This is a genomic window from Paraburkholderia pallida (assembly GCF_004524855.1).
GTDB classification, from domain to species: Bacteria; Pseudomonadota; Gammaproteobacteria; order Burkholderiales; family Burkholderiaceae; genus Paraburkholderia; species Paraburkholderia oxyphila.
This window is the reverse complement of the sequence record NZ_CP038152.1, coordinates 1-14603: the sequence shown is the minus strand read 5'-3', so window position 1 is coordinate 14603 and position 14603 is coordinate 1. Positions and strand designations below refer to the sequence as shown.

The following is a 14603-nucleotide window of genomic DNA, read 5'->3' as shown; positions in this document are numbered from 1 at the left end:
GGATTGGTAGGAGAGACGGATGCCATCCGCACAAGAACTTACGCAACTTCCAAACCGCCCGCTGTGGCATGAACCCTCGCGCGCGCGGGCCATGCTGGACCGCGAAGAGCACGCCGATGTCGTGATCGTCGGCGCAGGTTATACAGCGCTATGGACTGCGTACTATTTGCTGAAGGCACAGCCATCGCTAAAGATCGTCCTGCTGGAGCGGGAAGCAGTCGGCTTCGGCGCTTCGGGCCGCAACGGAGGGTGGGCGTCGGCGATATTTCCGATCTCGCTCGAACGCGTGGCGCAAATGTATTCGCACGCCGCGGCATTGCATTTGCAGATCGCGATGAACGAGACCGTGAACGAAATTGGGCGCGTGCTCGATCTTGAAGGCATCGATGCCGACTATGCAAAACAAGGCTTTCTTTCCCTTGCACGCAGTCAGCCGCAGTTCGAGCGGATTCAGGCCTCGGTCGATGCGTCGGTTCGCTTTGGATTGCCGGATCAATGGCGCGCTCTCGATGCGAAGGAAGCTTCGACGCGGATCGGCGCTGAGCGTGTGCTGGGCGGCCTTTATACCGGGCACTGCGCGCTGATCCATCCCGGCAAGCTGGTGCGTGGACTGGCAGCCGTCGTGGAGGGAATGGGCGCGCGCATTTTCGAAAAGACGGCCGCCCTCCATATCGCGCCTGGGCAGGTGACGACCGCGCACGGTGGCGTCAAGGCGAGAACGGTTGTACGCGCAACGGAGGCGTTTTCCTGCCAGCTGCCTGAGAACGCCCGCTCTGTCATTCCGCTGTATTCCCTGGTACTGGCGACAGAGCCCCTGCCCCAGGCGCTTCGCCAGCGGCTGAGGCTCGATCATCGCCTGGCGTTCAATGACATGCGCCACCTGAGGGTGTACGGACAGGTGACAGCTGAAGGCCGACTGGTGTTTGGGGGTCGCGGCGCTCCGTACCGCTTCGGCTCACGAATTTCGCAGGAGGATGACCTGGTCGACAAAGTGCACGCCAACATCCACGCCGCGATGCTCGAGTTCTTCCCCGACCTGGCCGATGCCCGCATCACGCATCGCTGGGGCGGCGCGCTCGGCGTGTCGCGGGACTGGTGCCCGACTGTGAGCATGGACAAAGACGCACGCATGGCCTGGGCGGGAAATTACGTCGGCGATGGCGTCGCAACGAGTAACCTGGCCGGCCGAATCTTGCGCAACCTGATACTCGATCGCGATGACGAGATCAACCAGTTGCCTGTGGTCAACCATCGCTCACCGGTGTGGGAGCCGGAGCCTTTTCGCTGGATTGGCGTCAACGGCGGTCTCACAGCGGCGGGCTTCAGCGATTTTGAAGAACGTTTAACCAACCAGCCATCGCGTACGGCACGAGTCCTCGAAAAGTTGACGGGTGCCCATTGAAAAAGGAGTGGTACATGACGAAGTTCACCATTGTCAAAGCCGCTGATATTGCTTCGGCCCGACTCGCCTCAGCCGGTCAGCGCTCCGGGGCCGATAGCGGCGATCCCCAAATTGCTGTCAAGACGGTCGCGCCCGAGGCGGTTGGCAATCTGGGGATATGGGAATGTCAGCCAGGCGGCTGGCCAGTGATCAACCGCCCCGATACCGAATTTACGTACATCATTTCCGGCCGTGCCAGGCTCACCGATGACTCGACGGGTGAAGTGACCGAGATCGTCGGTGGAGACCTCGTGATCTTGCCGCCCGGTTGGACAGGGCGCTGGGATGTGCTGGAGCCCGTTCGCAAGATCTACGCGATTTATTGAACCTGAGCCGCGAGCATCGAAAAAAGCGGCGAGTTCGCGATGCCGACGGCCAGGTGACGTTTCACTTAGTTGAGAAGCACAGACGGCAGGGTATTGATAAAACCGACCCATTGTTTGGAGACGAAGCATGCATAAATTCATTATTCTTGGCGCGACAGCCTGCACAGCGGTGACGCTAACGCTGCCGGCAATGGCACAGGAAGTTGTCGTGATCGGACATTCGGCCCCGCTAACGGGACCTCAAGCGGCAAACGGCAAGGACAATGAATATGGCGCGCAGATGGCTGTCGACGAACTGAATAAACAAGGGGTGCTGATAGCCGGCAAGAAGGTGACTTTCAAGCTGGAGTCGGAAGACGACCAGGCGGACCCCAAAACCGGCGTTCAGGTTGCGCAGAACCTCGTCGACCGCAACGTCGTCGCCGTCCTGGGGCCATACAACTCGGGCGTGGCGATTCCTGCGTCACGCGTCTACAACAATGCTGGGATTCCTCTCCTGCCTGTCGCCTCAAACCCGGCGATTACCCAGCAAGGCTTCAAGAACATCTTCCGGATTGGCGCCAGTGACGCCCAACTCGGTGGGACGATGGGGGACTTTGCAGCCAGGGCGTTGAAAGCCAAAACGGTTGCCATCATCGACGACCGTTCTGCATATGGGCAGGGTATCGCGGAACAGTTTGAGGAATCGGCCAAGGCAAACGGCCTGAAAATCGTCGACAAGCAATTCACCAACGGCCAGGCAACCGATTTCCTTGGCATCCTCACGGCGCTCAAAGCGAAGAACCCCGATGTGATTTTCTTCGGCGGCTACGCCTCTCAAGCTGCGCCGATGGTTAAACAGATGCGGCAGCGCGGTCTGAAAGCGAAGTTACTTGGAGGAGACGCCATCTGTACAGCCGACATGGGGAAAGTGGCAGGTGACGCGGCCTCGATTGTTTACTGTTCCCAAGGCGGGACCGCCCTAGACCAGACTGAGGAAGGCAGGCAATTCATCAAGAAGTACAAGGACACCTACCATACGGACATGCAAGTCTATGCGGTCAACTACTACGACGGCGTCAAAATGTTGGCCGACGTCATGACGAAGGCAGCGACGACGAGTGACAAAAGCAAACTGATCGCACAGCTGGCGAACGAACACTACAAGGGGATAGCCGGCACGTACTCCTTTGATGCCGAAGGGAATCTAAAAGGCGCGCCGACAACCGTGTATGTCATTCGAAACGGCTTGCCCGTTCCTTACGTCAATTAAGCGAAGACTTCACGGACTTCTTTGATATGGCCGGGTACCTGGTCAAGCGTACCCGGTCGATACTCCTGACCGACGAAGGGCGCTTTGTGCAAGCGATGTGCAAGAACAATTGGTGAACTCCGTTGCTCAGTAACTCGCGGCTTACTGTGGAAGGAGCCCGCCCCAGCCTTGCCGCTATCGCCCGGATCGATAATCCGGAGACCAAAGAACGGGAAATTTCCTCGCGCTCCGCGAGCGTCAATGCTTGTCGCGCACGGTGCCTCTGCGGTGGCTGGATGCCGCCGGTCTCCGAAAGTATCCGCTGTATCGAAGAGTGGCCCCGATCAAACAGTTTTGCAATCTGATGGATCGTTTCGCCTTTGCGCCAGCGCTCCCACATCAGTCTTCGCTGGCTCTCGGAGTAATAGATCCTCGGTCGCTGTTTCATTCGCAACACCTCCGCTGCTCACGCAGGTTGTAGTGTGTTGCATCGACCGGTTGAATCCGCCGTCGATAAGACTCATTCAATTTTGTGCCGGAGCGACGCTCCCCTGCGCAACTGACTGCACCCGCCAACGTGATTCACATCCCGCTCGCCCACCAGAATGTTCGCCGTTCGCATTTTGACATTACGGCTCGACTGTCTCCGGCGGATCAGCAGCCGGCCACCACGCAAAACGGGCCTGCGCGCCGTGTTCGCAGCACGAAGACGGAACTATGCCGATCGCGCGAAGTGCCCCGTCTGGTGCATCATGTCATGAGCCCCTTCAGAGCAGGCGATCATGAATGGCGAGCAGCAAATCGAGGTGCTCATGGCTCGCCGACACCACTGCGGACTACGCTCCGGTCAGCGACCTGCTTCCACATGCTTGCTGCGACTGGGCATCTGTATCATGATCAAGTCGCCTCATCAGGAGCGAGCGACTCCCATGACAAACAACCCCGATCGCGATCCGGGGTCCGATCCCGACAAACTGATAGGCCCCGGCGGTATGACGCTGCGGCAGATCCACGAACAGGTGCAGAAGAGCGTCGAGCGCGACCGCGAAGCGCAGACTGTGCACAACTCACCCGCTCCGCCGCAAAGCCGGTGGCAGCGATGGGTGCGCTATGTCTGGGGCCGCAGCGGACGTCGCTAGTCACGGTTTGATAAGGGATGCCCCGGTCGCAAGCAGGTTTCTCAGGAATTGAGCCGTATCGCCACCCAGCGCCGTTTCCGCTCCGGCCAACCCGAAATTTGAACGCCGCGGGTCAGCAATGTTACCAGCGGCTAGTCTCCAACCCATGCGGTTGGCCGCGATTGCCCGCGTCACGCGGGAACGTCCATTGCTCCAGAAAGTTAGTTACCTCCGGCACCACCTGAGGTCGCCGTGGCTACGATTCTGCTCGTTGACGATGACGCGAAAACCCTGCGCCCGCTTCAGATACTTCTGGAAGCGGAAGGCTATCGTGTGCTGACTGTGCTCAACGGGATAGCCGCCGAGTCCGTCACGGCAGCCGACCGCCCCGACCTCATCGTGACCGACTGGATGATGCCAGGGGTGGATGGCGTCGCGCTATGCCGGTGGTTGAAGGCCGCCTCGGCAACAGCCGCCATTCCTGTCGTCATGCTCTCGGCTGCGCAGCCACCTCCTCCGGGGGAACGGTTGTGGGACGTCTTCTTAAGGAAGCCCACGCCGATTGCGCGTCTCGTTGACGTGATTCGTGACCTGCTGGAGACCCATCGGTCAATCACATCGCGCCAGCCGCACTCGCAATGAAGTGATTCGTCTGTCAACAACAGCACTCCGCAGGACGGCATCGAATTCATCCACCTCATTGGCGACCTTGCGGCTTTCGGTCTTTGCGGAGACGCGATCGGGTATGCTACTGACTGGACCGAGCCATGGCTGGAAAAACTTTGCGGCTTGTGTCGAGCCAAACACCGGCAACCCTCCCTGCGAACGACAGACAGTCCGCCGGGATTACCGCCGGGGACAGCACTCTGAAAGAGGTATCCGTGACGCCACCTGCAGGCTCGATACCGGTCACGGCGGAAGTGCTGCGACCGACTCCCTGTTTCCTCGTATTGCGGGCCGGACATGAATGTTACGTGCTCGACAGCGATCGCGATGTGATTCGTCGGGACGCAAGCAGCCTGCTCCTGTCATTTGCCCGCAGGCGCGGCATGCCACAGCCACTTGAGGGTGCAAGCCAGGAATGGGCGGTGTTCGCGCGAACGCATGAATTCTCGATCGAAGAACGAAAACGACCGTGCATGTATTCGCTGACTACCGGAAACGAAACACAGCGCCAACTCGACCTGCTCGCCTCGCTATGAGGCAAACCCGGAACAGCACATGATGTCAGACGATTGAGGCTCTGGCGGTACTCCCGAACATTCGCCGTCTGCCCTCTGGTCCCGCCCCCCCTTTCTCCGCGTGTCACCATGGCGATGCATGAGTCACTGCTAAGTCTGGCCGAATATCTTGAGCTCTCCCTGAACGCGGGAGAGAGTGTGATCATGATGCAGGAATGCAATGGCTCGTGCGCCATGTATATCGGTAACGCGGCCAAGTCCCAAAGCTCGCTGATTTTTCAAGGAACAATCACCGCATTGGTCGCTGAAGAAATCCTTCAACTTACCCGAACCGGGCGGAACCAGATGGAAATCGCCGGGCAGGTATATCGTTTCGTGCGCAGCGTGACCCATTTCGAAGATCGAGGCGCTGTTGTTTTCGCTCCAGCGTAATGCCCCACCCCTGTTTGCGGAATCCAAGATCAATCCTGAGGCCGCTGTCGATGTGCCCGGGCGTCTATCCAAGGGCCGCCGACTCGTTGGCAACAGGACTCGCGGACTCACTTGCCGCCACAACAGTCAACGGGGCGCAGTGAGTCTCTCCGGTGCGCTGGCTATCCGGGCGCCAGCCTCCCTGGCGAGGGGCCTCTTGGCCTTGTGGTGGTCGGGATCGTTACAGCTGAGGCCAGACTGGCATCTGTCCTTTGGATAACCCGCCCGGAAGGTCGGGAGTCGGGCGTCGACAGGGGCGTGCCACGCTTTTGCTCAGCGCTCGACAAACGGCCTCAACCTGTCAGCGCGAATGGGCTCCTTCAGCGTGCGCATCGCTTTGATCTCGATCTGACGGATTCGCTCACGAGTCACGCCAAACTGCTCGCCGACCTCTCCAAGCGTGTGCTCGGAGGTCGTATCGAGCCCGAACCGCAACCGCAGGACCTTGGCCTCCCGTGGCGACAATCCGTTGAGCGCCTCATCGATCGCGGCACGCATGTTCGTGTGAATGGCTGCCTCAGCCGGTGAACTCGCAGAGACATCTTCAATCATGTCGCCGAGCGTCGCGTCGGCATCGTCGCCCACAGGAGTCTCGAGCGACACCGGTTGCTTCGCAATTCTGAGCATACTGCGCACTTTTTCCTCTGATATCTCCATACGCTCGGCGAGGACGGCGGGGTGCGCCTCCTGTCCCGTCTGTTGCAGGATTTCACGCGAAACGCGGTTCAGCTTATTGATCGCCTCGATCATGTGCACCGGCACACGAATGGTTCGGGCCTGATCGGCAAGCGCACGCGTGACAGCCTGCCGGACCCACCAGGTGGCGTACGTCGAAAACTTCCAGCCGCGCCGGTATTCGAACTTGTCCACCGCCTTCATCAGGCCGATATTGCCTTCCTGGATCAGATCCAGGAACGGCATGCCGCGGTTCACGTATTTCTTGGCAATTGAGATAACAAGACGAAGATTCGCTTCGATCAGCTCCCGCTTGGCCTGCCGCATTCTCGACTCCGCAGCACTCATCTTGCGGTTAATCTCCTTGAGTTGCTGCAGCGGCAGCGAGACCCGGGCCTCAATGTTGGCGAGTTTCTGCTGTCCGGCCTGAATAGCCGGCAGGTGTCGCTCGAGCGCCGCGCCAATCTGCGGCGAAGTCGCCACCACGCGGCGGGTCCATTCAAGGTCAGTCTCCTGGCCCGGGAACGACTCGATAAACGACTCGCGTGGCATGGCGCAACGGTCGACGGCGATCTCCAGGATGCTGCGCTCGATCGAACGAACCTCCGTGATCTGTTCGTGCACACTGACACACAGGCGATCAATGGTTCTGGCCGTAAACCGGATCCGCGCCAGTTCACGCCGGATCTCCGGGCGCACTCGCGCAACGGCCGCAGAACGTGCCTTGCCTGTAGCACGCATATCCGTCAACTGCTCGAACAGCGCACGCACACGCGCGAATACCGCAAGACTGTCGGTCGTCAGTTGCTCCAGACGGGCTTACATCACCGCCTGCGCACGCTTTACGCCCAGTAATTCCGATTAACGCTCGCACCCTACGTATTACCGCGGCTGCTGGCACGTAGTTAGCCGGTGCTTATTCTTCCGGTACCGTCATCCCCCCTCGGTATTAACGAAGAGGATTTCTTTCCGGACAAAAGTGCTTTACAACCCGAAGGCCTTCTTCACACACGCGGCATTGCTGGATCAGGGTTTCCCCCATTGTCCAAAATTCCCCACTGCTGCCTCCCGTAGGAGTCTGGGCCGTGTCTCAGTCCCAGTGTGGCTGGTCGTCCTCTCAGACCAGCTACGGATCGTCGCCTTGGTAGGCCTTTACCCCACCAACTAGCTAATCCGCCATCGGCCGCCCCTATAGCGCGAGGTCTTTCGATCCCCCGCTTTCATCCGTAGATCGTATGCGGTATTAATCCGGCTTTCGCCGGGCTATCCCCCACTACAGGACACGTTCCGATGTATTACTCACCCGTTCGCCACTCGCCACCAGGTGCAAGCACCCGTGCTGCCGTTCGACTTGCATGTGTAAGGCATGCCGCCAGCGTTCAATCTGAGCCAGGATCAAACTCTTCAGTTTAAACCTGTTACTGTTTTCGGTTCGGTTAAGAACCGGTCGCTCACTCAAAGCTGACAGGAATTTGAATAAATTCAAAAACCTGACTTACTTTAGTGTGAGACTCTTGATACTTTCGCTACTCCTGTCCGGCTCAGAAGAACCAGTCAGGCCGCTGAAACTCATCAAGCGCCCACACTCATCGGCTGTAAATTTTTAAAGATCGATCGCTTAAAAACATCGCTTAATTTCGCTGTTTTTTCGCGCCCCTCATCAGAAGGGAGGCGAATTATGCAAGCCCGCGAACCTCCCGTCAAGAGTATTTAGAATAATTATTTCCGCGCTACTGCACGCTCCTGTTCGGGTGACCAGTGACTAAAGCCGCACAGACCACCACGCTGATTCAGGACAAGTGCAGCCCGCCATCATGCGCCCTGCTGCGCTGCAGCCTCGTTGAAGGGCAGCTCTCCAACGCGGAAAGGTCCGAGCCTTTTTTCTTGCGGCGGAAGCATCGACGACATGGCGCCCGTTGACGTGTGCGACAAACGATCAGGCGTCGCGCGTTATCGACCGATGGCTTCGTTTGACGTGATGCAGACGTGCAAGTACAATTCGCGCCGCGGGGTGGAGCAGTCTGGCAGCTCGTCGGGCTCATAACCCGAAGGTCGTAGGTTCAAATCCTACCCCCGCAACCAATATCGAAACCCGCTCAGCGAAAGCAAGCGGGTTTTTTGCTTTGGAGCGGCGGTGCGTGACCGCTGGCTGAGCTGGCCTACAAAGGTCGGTCCGCTGCTCACTGCATATCTCGGCAACAAGGCGGAAGCGGAGTAGCCACCAAGCGCCGACGCTTGGCCACCGGAGCTTTTCCGCAGCCAGAAAGAAACCGCGGAGCGAGTCTGAGGAAATCCACTGACCCTCACCTCAGCCTCACTCTTGTCTGCGTGCTGCGCCATAGAAATCCGTTGTGCCAATTAAATGCCCCCGGTTTTTTCTCTGTTTTCCGTAGTGCGCTACTAGCCTTCGTTGTCACGGCTACAATCGTTTTCCGAACGCAGCATTTCAAGCCGATCTCTACGTACGGGATGGAGAGGACCAAGGGTGTATGGATGTCAATTCCGATTCACGAACAATATAGCCCTCGATCCTGAACAACGCTTTATCGAAGTACACCCACTGGTTTTGCGACCGTTGAAGTGTGATGATGTGAACGGCACACCGGCCTGACGAAGAACCTGCGTGCAAAAGAGGCTTTCCGGAGCCGACCAACTGTTAAGGATCGTCAGGCGCGAATTTCATCGTGGCGCCGGAAGCAGTCCCTCATAAAGACGCCGAATAGATTTAGGCAAACCAACGCCATCGAAGATCAAGGTTGCAAAAATGGGGTGGACCATACATTTTGCACGCGCTCGTCTACGGCAGACATCAAGCGTTGCCGGCGACATCAAACAGGAGATGTCTGCCCCCGATGCGTCGAACTGCGTCGGACCTGTCAGCTTCTGCAGTATCTATCTCGGCTCTTGAGCCACAGTTCACAGTGCTTCGCCGGCTCCCCGACGAACCGGGAATGAAGATTGCTGGACCGGCCAGCCCAGAGCAATTGTATGTCCGGCCCACGAGAGCCTTCACCCACCCTTCAGCTTTCAATGCCTAAATCATTTCCCTAGACGCAGTCCCGGCACGACCTGTTCATCAATGGAGATTTCCATGAAAGAGACGAACATCGCGCTCGCAGCTTCCGCTCATTCGGCGCTCGCTGAATCCACGGGCTCCGGTGCGATTACGGCCGCACAACCCGAGATATTCAACCCATTGACTGGCGAGTACGACAAGGAACTGCTCGAATCGTCGAACTTGAACGTGAAACTGATCAAGGTCATTCCGTGATCCGGCCAAGCACCTGGCGCACCCCTGCGCTATTTCTCCGGGAGTGGTTCGGCCGCCCCGCTACAGTCGGGGCACTCTGCCCCAGTTCACCGCACCTCGCGCGCCGAGTGGCGACCGCAGTGCCGGCGGGCGAAGGATTGGTGATCGAGCTCGCCGGTGGAACGGGCGCGGTGACGCAGGCCCTGCTCGATCAAGGCGTTGCACGGGAGCGCCTCGTGGTGATCGAGCGCTCACCGGCTTTCGTGCGACATTTGCAGATGCGTTTTCCGGGTGTCGCTATCGTCCATGGCGACGCGGCACGGCTCGCGAGGCTGTTGCCGTCCGATGCCCGAGTCGACGCCATCGTTTCGTGCCTGCCGTTGCGCTCGCTGCCACAGCGAGACGTGATTGCCATCGTCGATCAATGGCACCAGTTGCTAGGCATACAAGGCGTCATGATTCAGTTCACTTACGACCTCCGTCCGCCAGGTCCCAATGCGATCGGACACACAGGTCTCGTTACCTCGGGGACATCCCTCGTCTGGGCCAACCTCCCGCCCGCGCGGATCGTGATTGCCAGCAGACGCCCGTAACCAAGTATAAAGTGGGTTATTCGCCGGCATGGGCGGTTCGGCTTGCATTCATGCGGCATGGTTGCCGGCTTGACTCATGATGTTCCCACCGTGAAGACGCTTATTGACGATATTACCGGCGACGCCAAGACACTGATCGGGGCAAGAATCCGATCGATACTCGACGCCATGAGCGTCGAGAAGCCGAACCAGAGCTGTAATGCGCAGTGATCCAGTGTGCAGACACAGGGCCGGGAGTAGATCGTTCGCGGTAGCCAGACCCGCTTCAGCGTCTCCAGCGGTCGCGACCCTGAAATCTTTCACGCGCAATATATGCCTCGATGCAACGATGATCGGGGGGTCGTCATCCACAATAAGCGTCCGCATGAGCGAGGAGGGATCGATTTGACTAATGAGATGCTACGCCGAGCCAGTGGATACGGCAAAAGCCCGCACAAGTTTCAGCTTCGGCCACTCGATGTCATGAATCTGAAGGTCCGTTGCGGGTCGACTACCGAAGTTCAAGGTCGCGGCGCCTCCGAAACTCGCATGATCGACCTCCTATTCCCGGGTTCGGCCAGGAGGCACCCTTCAACTGGAACGCAGCCCAGTCAATCCGGCGTCGGCTGCGCCCTTGGAAACGGCCAGTCAATTCTCTGATCGGATACAAATTTAGGGGGGCGGTGCGCAGCTCCGTCTGTTCGATCCCGTCGCACAAGGTGCGGTGCCGCCCCAGGCTTGTGCCTGGCTGCCACCGCTCTAACCTGCGCGTCATGCCAGGCAAGGGGGCACGGCCGCATCGCTTCGCCTGCAGAATATGCCGCCTGGTGAAACAGTTACAAGATAAGTATTGACGCTGGTCCACCCCGCGGGTACTGTGCCGTTCGAAGTTCAAGAAGTTCATTGCTGTTCATCAATTGCTCGCTCCTCTGCGGTATTCGTTGTCCTCTCCCTCCTTGAAGCTTCCCACACTCTTTAATAGAGCAAGTCTTCGTATTTTTCTTCAAGGATTCTTCATGGATACCGGCACCGTCAAGTGGTTCAACGACAGCAAAGGCTTTGGCTTCATCACCCCGGACAAGGGCGGCGACGACCTGTTCGCTCATTTCTCCGAAATCAGGGGCGACGGCTTTAAGACGCTGGCTGAAAATCAGAAGGTGAGCTTCGAAACGAAGCAAGGCCCGAAGGGGCTGCAAGCGGCTAACATCAAGCCGATGTAAAGTTGAAGGGCCCGGCCTCCCGCGACGGATGCCGGGTTGCAGCGACACCCTCGCGGAGCTTTGTCTCCCTCAGTTGGCGCGATCGCTCCTGGTTGGCATCTGTTTATTGAGCAGCTTGCCAAGCGCCATACGCCTCGTTGCGCGTCATTCTCCCTTCATGCTTCAACACCATTTTTCGCTTTTCGACTGCTTCAGAATTCGGCTCGAATGGCTTTGAATTGGCGCGCCCGTGCACTATTCACACGACACGTGTGCACTCAAATATCATTAAAATTAAAATGCAGAACAAACAAATTCAACAATATAACGGCTATGCCGTCCAACCCTCGACGCATCGTTTGCCCGACGGTAGCTTTTCATCCAACCTGCTGCTCGAACGCATCGATAGCGCGCGAGCCGAAGGCTGCTACTGGTTCTATTCGCTCGATTACTTCAAGAGTGAAGAGCAGGCGTTGCAGCACTCGACCCACTGGGCACGCAACTGGGTCGACACGCGCGGTTAAAGACGACGCCACGGTTCGAAACACCCAACGCATCTGAGGCACCAGGGCGGGTGCAACAAAGCGCGCCCAAACATCACGCGGGATCCCGAACTGCGCTTCGTAGGCACGCATGGCTGACAACACCCCTTCCTTCTGGCCCCGCCTATAGTGGCGGGGCAGATGGCGGCCTTCGGTTAGAATGCAGGACTAGTCCGCTTCGCACAGCACCGAAAAGACGCGTGTTGGTTAGTCGCGAATCTCCGTTTCATTGATAGGCCAGCGATGACAGTGCTCGCTGGACCGCACGCCCCGTCTCGCCTCGGACCGGTATTGCCAGTCGCCGCGTCCGGCCAATCCCCTCGCGTATTCGCCGCCCGGACAGGGCGGCGTCCATGACTTCCCCTGTAAATGGTCCGTGCATCGACCACGCCGATAATGGCATCCACATCACCATTCACACTGCCGGATCTCAACAAAGGAAAAATTTGACTACCGTAATTCTGAAACCCGACGAGCCCGTGGAAGTTGCATTACGCCGGTTCCGCCGCGCGATCGAGCGCACCGGCTTGATTCCGGAGCTTCGTACCCGGACAGCCTATGAAAAACCTACCGCAGAACGCAAACGCAAAAAGGCTGCCGCAGTGGCACGCCTGCGCAAGCAGATCAAACGATCGTTGCCGCCGAAAAAGCGGTACTGACCGGGAGCTGCCGGGCGGCCATGCTGAAGCGGCCGTCTAGTGCCCAGCCGGGTTTCTCGCGTAGACCTTTGGCAAGCAGTCAATCAGGTAGCAGAAGCGTAACGGCGATGAGGGATGAGCGGCTGTTGTCGGAGCGAGAGCCGCGAGTTCAGTGGCAGCGCAATGGTCGCTTATGGATCGACTGCCGCCAACTGAATTGGGCAAAGGTCGGCCACTAGCGGGCAGTCGACGTTGCCGTACAGATCGTCGGCAATGGTTTGGATCGATCAATCCGCGAGCCTGCGGCAGGGATGGCGGCACCGGCCGGCCAACGTCGCCTCGCAAGCGAATAACATGCGAATGGCGCAGAATACAATCTCGAGCACATTCAAGCGCCTGAAAGGACGTTGCGCCTGATTCCGGTCGTTAGGGCCCTGGCGTTAGCGACAACCTTGCTGCAGAGAGACAAAATGAAAAAAGGAAGGACGAAACTTACCCGGCATGATGCTGAGCGCCTTTTCGAGGGATTGCCCGCAGGGAAAGTGAGCGTATCGAGCCGGCCCGTGAACCCATTTGAGGCAGGGGTGTTCGACGTGGTCAAGCGCGTCGACGACGAAACCAAACTCTGGAAAGACAACCTCATTACTCTTCCGATGGCGATCGAATTGCCTGCTTGTTACGAGTCGGTGGCTCGCATGCGCGAGGCGATAGAGCAGGCGTGGCACGTGAAATGGGTGAGGGAAGGTAAAAACGAGGTTGTCACCGAGTTCCCTGAAGGATGGACGGCCGTTCGCCCGAAAAGCGGACCCATCGAGTTGCGGGATCCCTCCGGCGTTGTCCGCGCCTTATACGGGTGGGCCGAGGATGCTGAGCTCAGGATTCTGCCAAGGTATCTGGTTGAGTCGCAGGCGAACAGTTCAAACGGACTGGGCAGCTTGCTGGTCCGCGATCGCGGCAACGGTCAGATTCTTGAGAGGTCGTCGATCTGGTCCGCTCAAACAGGTGTCAATCATCCAGATTGGACGAGGCTGTCAAAGTGGCTCAGCCTACGCTATCCGGAACACCGCGACCCGCTTCGGTACTGGGAGGATTGCGAGGGCAACATCCAGAAATGAACTGGTTTTTTTGGCTGCTCTGCTTTCGCGTCTACTTAACCCCGCTTGACGGACCCAAAAGCAGGGCTCACCAGTTTGACTGGACTTCCGGGTTCGGTTACTGCCGAAGCGAGCGCGCTAATGCTCTCAATCGCGCGAGTGCTTTCGCTTGTCCGATTCCGTTCGACAAACCGAGATTGACGTGACATACGCGGACACCGGGTTGCGAATGTCGGGAAAACAATCGTAGCGGCGTCGCCGTAGCCTATATCTGAACAACCGCAATGGCCGAGGATTTTCTGCCGAGACGGCCGCTGGAATGGCCGTTCCAATTTGGAAGCTGACGTAGCGCCCGCACCGGCGCGGGGCGATGATCCTCGACAGCCGACTGAGTTCAGGCTGCTGCCGCCTGATGCGTCGCGTCGTGTTGATCGCCGCCCAAAATATCGACAAGATTGGTCAACATCCGCCCCAATTCACCCGTCATCAGCGTGACATCTGACTCGAAGCGTTCGTCGTCGTTTTGCGCAGTGGGATCCGCCGCCTCCTTGATCACGTCGAGCGGTGTGACACGCTTGATTGTCAGCGACGGCGTCAGTACGAAGGAGATCCGGTCGTCCCAGGTCATCGCGAGGCGCATGCATTGTTTGCCGGCTTCGATGTGCCGGCGCATGTCGTTCGCTTCGAGCGCGTGGCCGACGTATCGCACCGTGGCGCCGCCTTCGCCACTCGAGCGCAACTCGGCGTCCTGGTCCACGGTGAATCCCCCCGGCGCCTCGCCGGACATCAGCCAATCCGTCATCGCGGCGACCGGCGAAAGCGCCACGCGAACGCCGGCGAGCGGCAACTGATCGATCGATTTCAC

At 58.6% G+C, this 14603-nt stretch carries 15 protein-coding genes, 1 tRNA gene, 1 pseudogene and 1 other annotated feature; of the genes and pseudogenes, 14 read left to right on the top strand and 3 right to left on the bottom strand.

The window, feature by feature from the left end; genetic code table 11:
* The first annotated feature begins 19 nt into the window (after nucleotides 1-19).
* The 3 genes from E1956_RS42650 to E1956_RS42640 all read left to right on the top strand — a co-directional run bounded on the left by E1956_RS42650 (nucleotide 20) and on the right by E1956_RS42640 (nucleotide 3019).
* Nucleotides 20-1402 (top strand): NAD(P)/FAD-dependent oxidoreductase, encoded by a 1383-nt coding sequence (locus tag E1956_RS42650; protein WP_134759806.1) that lies wholly within the window; start codon nucleotides 20-22, stop codon nucleotides 1400-1402.
* 14 nt (nucleotides 1403-1416) lie between these two features.
* Complete coding sequence (locus E1956_RS42645; RefSeq protein ID WP_134759804.1) at nucleotides 1417-1767, top strand: cupin domain-containing protein; 351 nt, start codon at nucleotides 1417-1419, stop codon at nucleotides 1765-1767.
* A gap of 127 nt (nucleotides 1768-1894) precedes the next feature.
* Entirely contained in the window at nucleotides 1895-3019 is a 1125-nt protein-coding gene (locus E1956_RS42640; RefSeq protein WP_134759803.1) for a branched-chain amino acid ABC transporter substrate-binding protein, read from the top strand.
* Between the two features lie 118 nt (nucleotides 3020-3137).
* On the opposite strand, the pseudogene E1956_RS42635 reads toward E1956_RS42640, so the two are convergent.
* Nucleotides 3138-3446: pseudogene (locus tag E1956_RS42635) on the bottom strand (helix-turn-helix domain-containing protein); the annotation flags it as partial.
* 481 nt (nucleotides 3447-3927) lie between these two features.
* On the opposite strand from E1956_RS42635, the gene E1956_RS42630 reads away from it, so the two are divergent.
* The 4 genes from E1956_RS42630 to E1956_RS42615 all read left to right on the top strand — a co-directional run bounded on the left by E1956_RS42630 (nucleotide 3928) and on the right by E1956_RS42615 (nucleotide 5729).
* On the top strand, nucleotides 3928-4137 hold the full coding sequence (locus E1956_RS42630) for a hypothetical protein (RefSeq protein ID WP_134759801.1): 210 nt from the start codon (nucleotides 3928-3930) through the stop codon (nucleotides 4135-4137).
* Between the two features lie 231 nt (nucleotides 4138-4368).
* The gene (locus E1956_RS42625) at nucleotides 4369-4758 is read left to right on the top strand and encodes a response regulator transcription factor (protein ID WP_232072565.1); all 390 of its coding nucleotides are present in this window, start codon (nucleotides 4369-4371) and stop codon (nucleotides 4756-4758) included.
* Between the two features lie 125 nt (nucleotides 4759-4883).
* Nucleotides 4884-5318 carry a hypothetical protein gene (locus tag E1956_RS42620; protein WP_134759799.1) on the top strand — a complete coding sequence of 145 codons (435 nt, stop codon included), beginning with the start codon at nucleotides 4884-4886 and terminating at the stop codon, nucleotides 5316-5318.
* 108 nt (nucleotides 5319-5426) lie between these two features.
* On the top strand, nucleotides 5427-5729 hold the full coding sequence (locus E1956_RS42615) for a hypothetical protein (RefSeq protein ID WP_134759797.1): 303 nt from the start codon (nucleotides 5427-5429) through the stop codon (nucleotides 5727-5729).
* A 312-nt stretch (nucleotides 5730-6041) separates the two neighbouring features.
* On the opposite strand, the gene rpoD is transcribed toward E1956_RS42615, so the two are convergent.
* Nucleotides 6042-7142, bottom strand: a complete 1101-nt coding sequence (gene rpoD, locus E1956_RS42610; RefSeq protein ID WP_197733033.1) for an RNA polymerase sigma factor RpoD — start codon at nucleotides 7140-7142, stop codon at nucleotides 6042-6044.
* Nucleotides 7136-7846: a sequence feature (16S ribosomal RNA rRNA prediction is too short), on the bottom strand. It overlaps the preceding gene by 7 nt.
* Before the next feature lie 602 nt (nucleotides 7847-8448).
* Here rpoD and E1956_RS42600 point away from each other — a divergent pair.
* The 7 genes from E1956_RS42600 to E1956_RS42565 all read left to right on the top strand — a co-directional run bounded on the left by E1956_RS42600 (nucleotide 8449) and on the right by E1956_RS42565 (nucleotide 13759).
* Nucleotides 8449-8525 (top strand) — tRNA-Met (locus E1956_RS42600).
* A gap of 1009 nt (nucleotides 8526-9534) precedes the next feature.
* Nucleotides 9535-9714, top strand: a complete 180-nt coding sequence (locus E1956_RS42590; RefSeq protein WP_134759793.1) for a hypothetical protein — start codon at nucleotides 9535-9537, stop codon at nucleotides 9712-9714.
* Nucleotides 9711-10286 carry a class I SAM-dependent methyltransferase gene (locus tag E1956_RS42585; protein ID WP_134759790.1) on the top strand — a complete coding sequence of 192 codons (576 nt, stop codon included), beginning with the start codon at nucleotides 9711-9713 and terminating at the stop codon, nucleotides 10284-10286. Before E1956_RS42590 ends, E1956_RS42585 begins: the two co-directional genes overlap by 4 nt.
* A gap of 995 nt (nucleotides 10287-11281) precedes the next feature.
* Nucleotides 11282-11485 (top strand): cold-shock protein, encoded by a 204-nt coding sequence (locus tag E1956_RS42580; protein WP_017773014.1) that lies wholly within the window; start codon nucleotides 11282-11284, stop codon nucleotides 11483-11485.
* A gap of 278 nt (nucleotides 11486-11763) precedes the next feature.
* Nucleotides 11764-11988 carry a hypothetical protein gene (locus tag E1956_RS42575; protein ID WP_134759788.1) on the top strand — a complete coding sequence of 75 codons (225 nt, stop codon included), beginning with the start codon at nucleotides 11764-11766 and terminating at the stop codon, nucleotides 11986-11988.
* Between the two features lie 464 nt (nucleotides 11989-12452).
* Complete coding sequence (gene rpsU / locus E1956_RS42570; RefSeq protein WP_134760814.1) at nucleotides 12453-12665, top strand: 30S ribosomal protein S21; 213 nt, start codon at nucleotides 12453-12455, stop codon at nucleotides 12663-12665.
* Nucleotides 12666-13114: 449 nt separating this feature from the next.
* Entirely contained in the window at nucleotides 13115-13759 is a 645-nt protein-coding gene (locus E1956_RS42565; protein WP_134759786.1) for a hypothetical protein, read from the top strand.
* Between the two features lie 373 nt (nucleotides 13760-14132).
* Here E1956_RS42565 and rdgC read toward each other — a convergent pair.
* On the bottom strand, nucleotides 14133-14603 hold a 471-nt coding region (gene rdgC, locus E1956_RS42560; protein ID WP_232072563.1), incomplete at its 5' end, for a recombination-associated protein RdgC.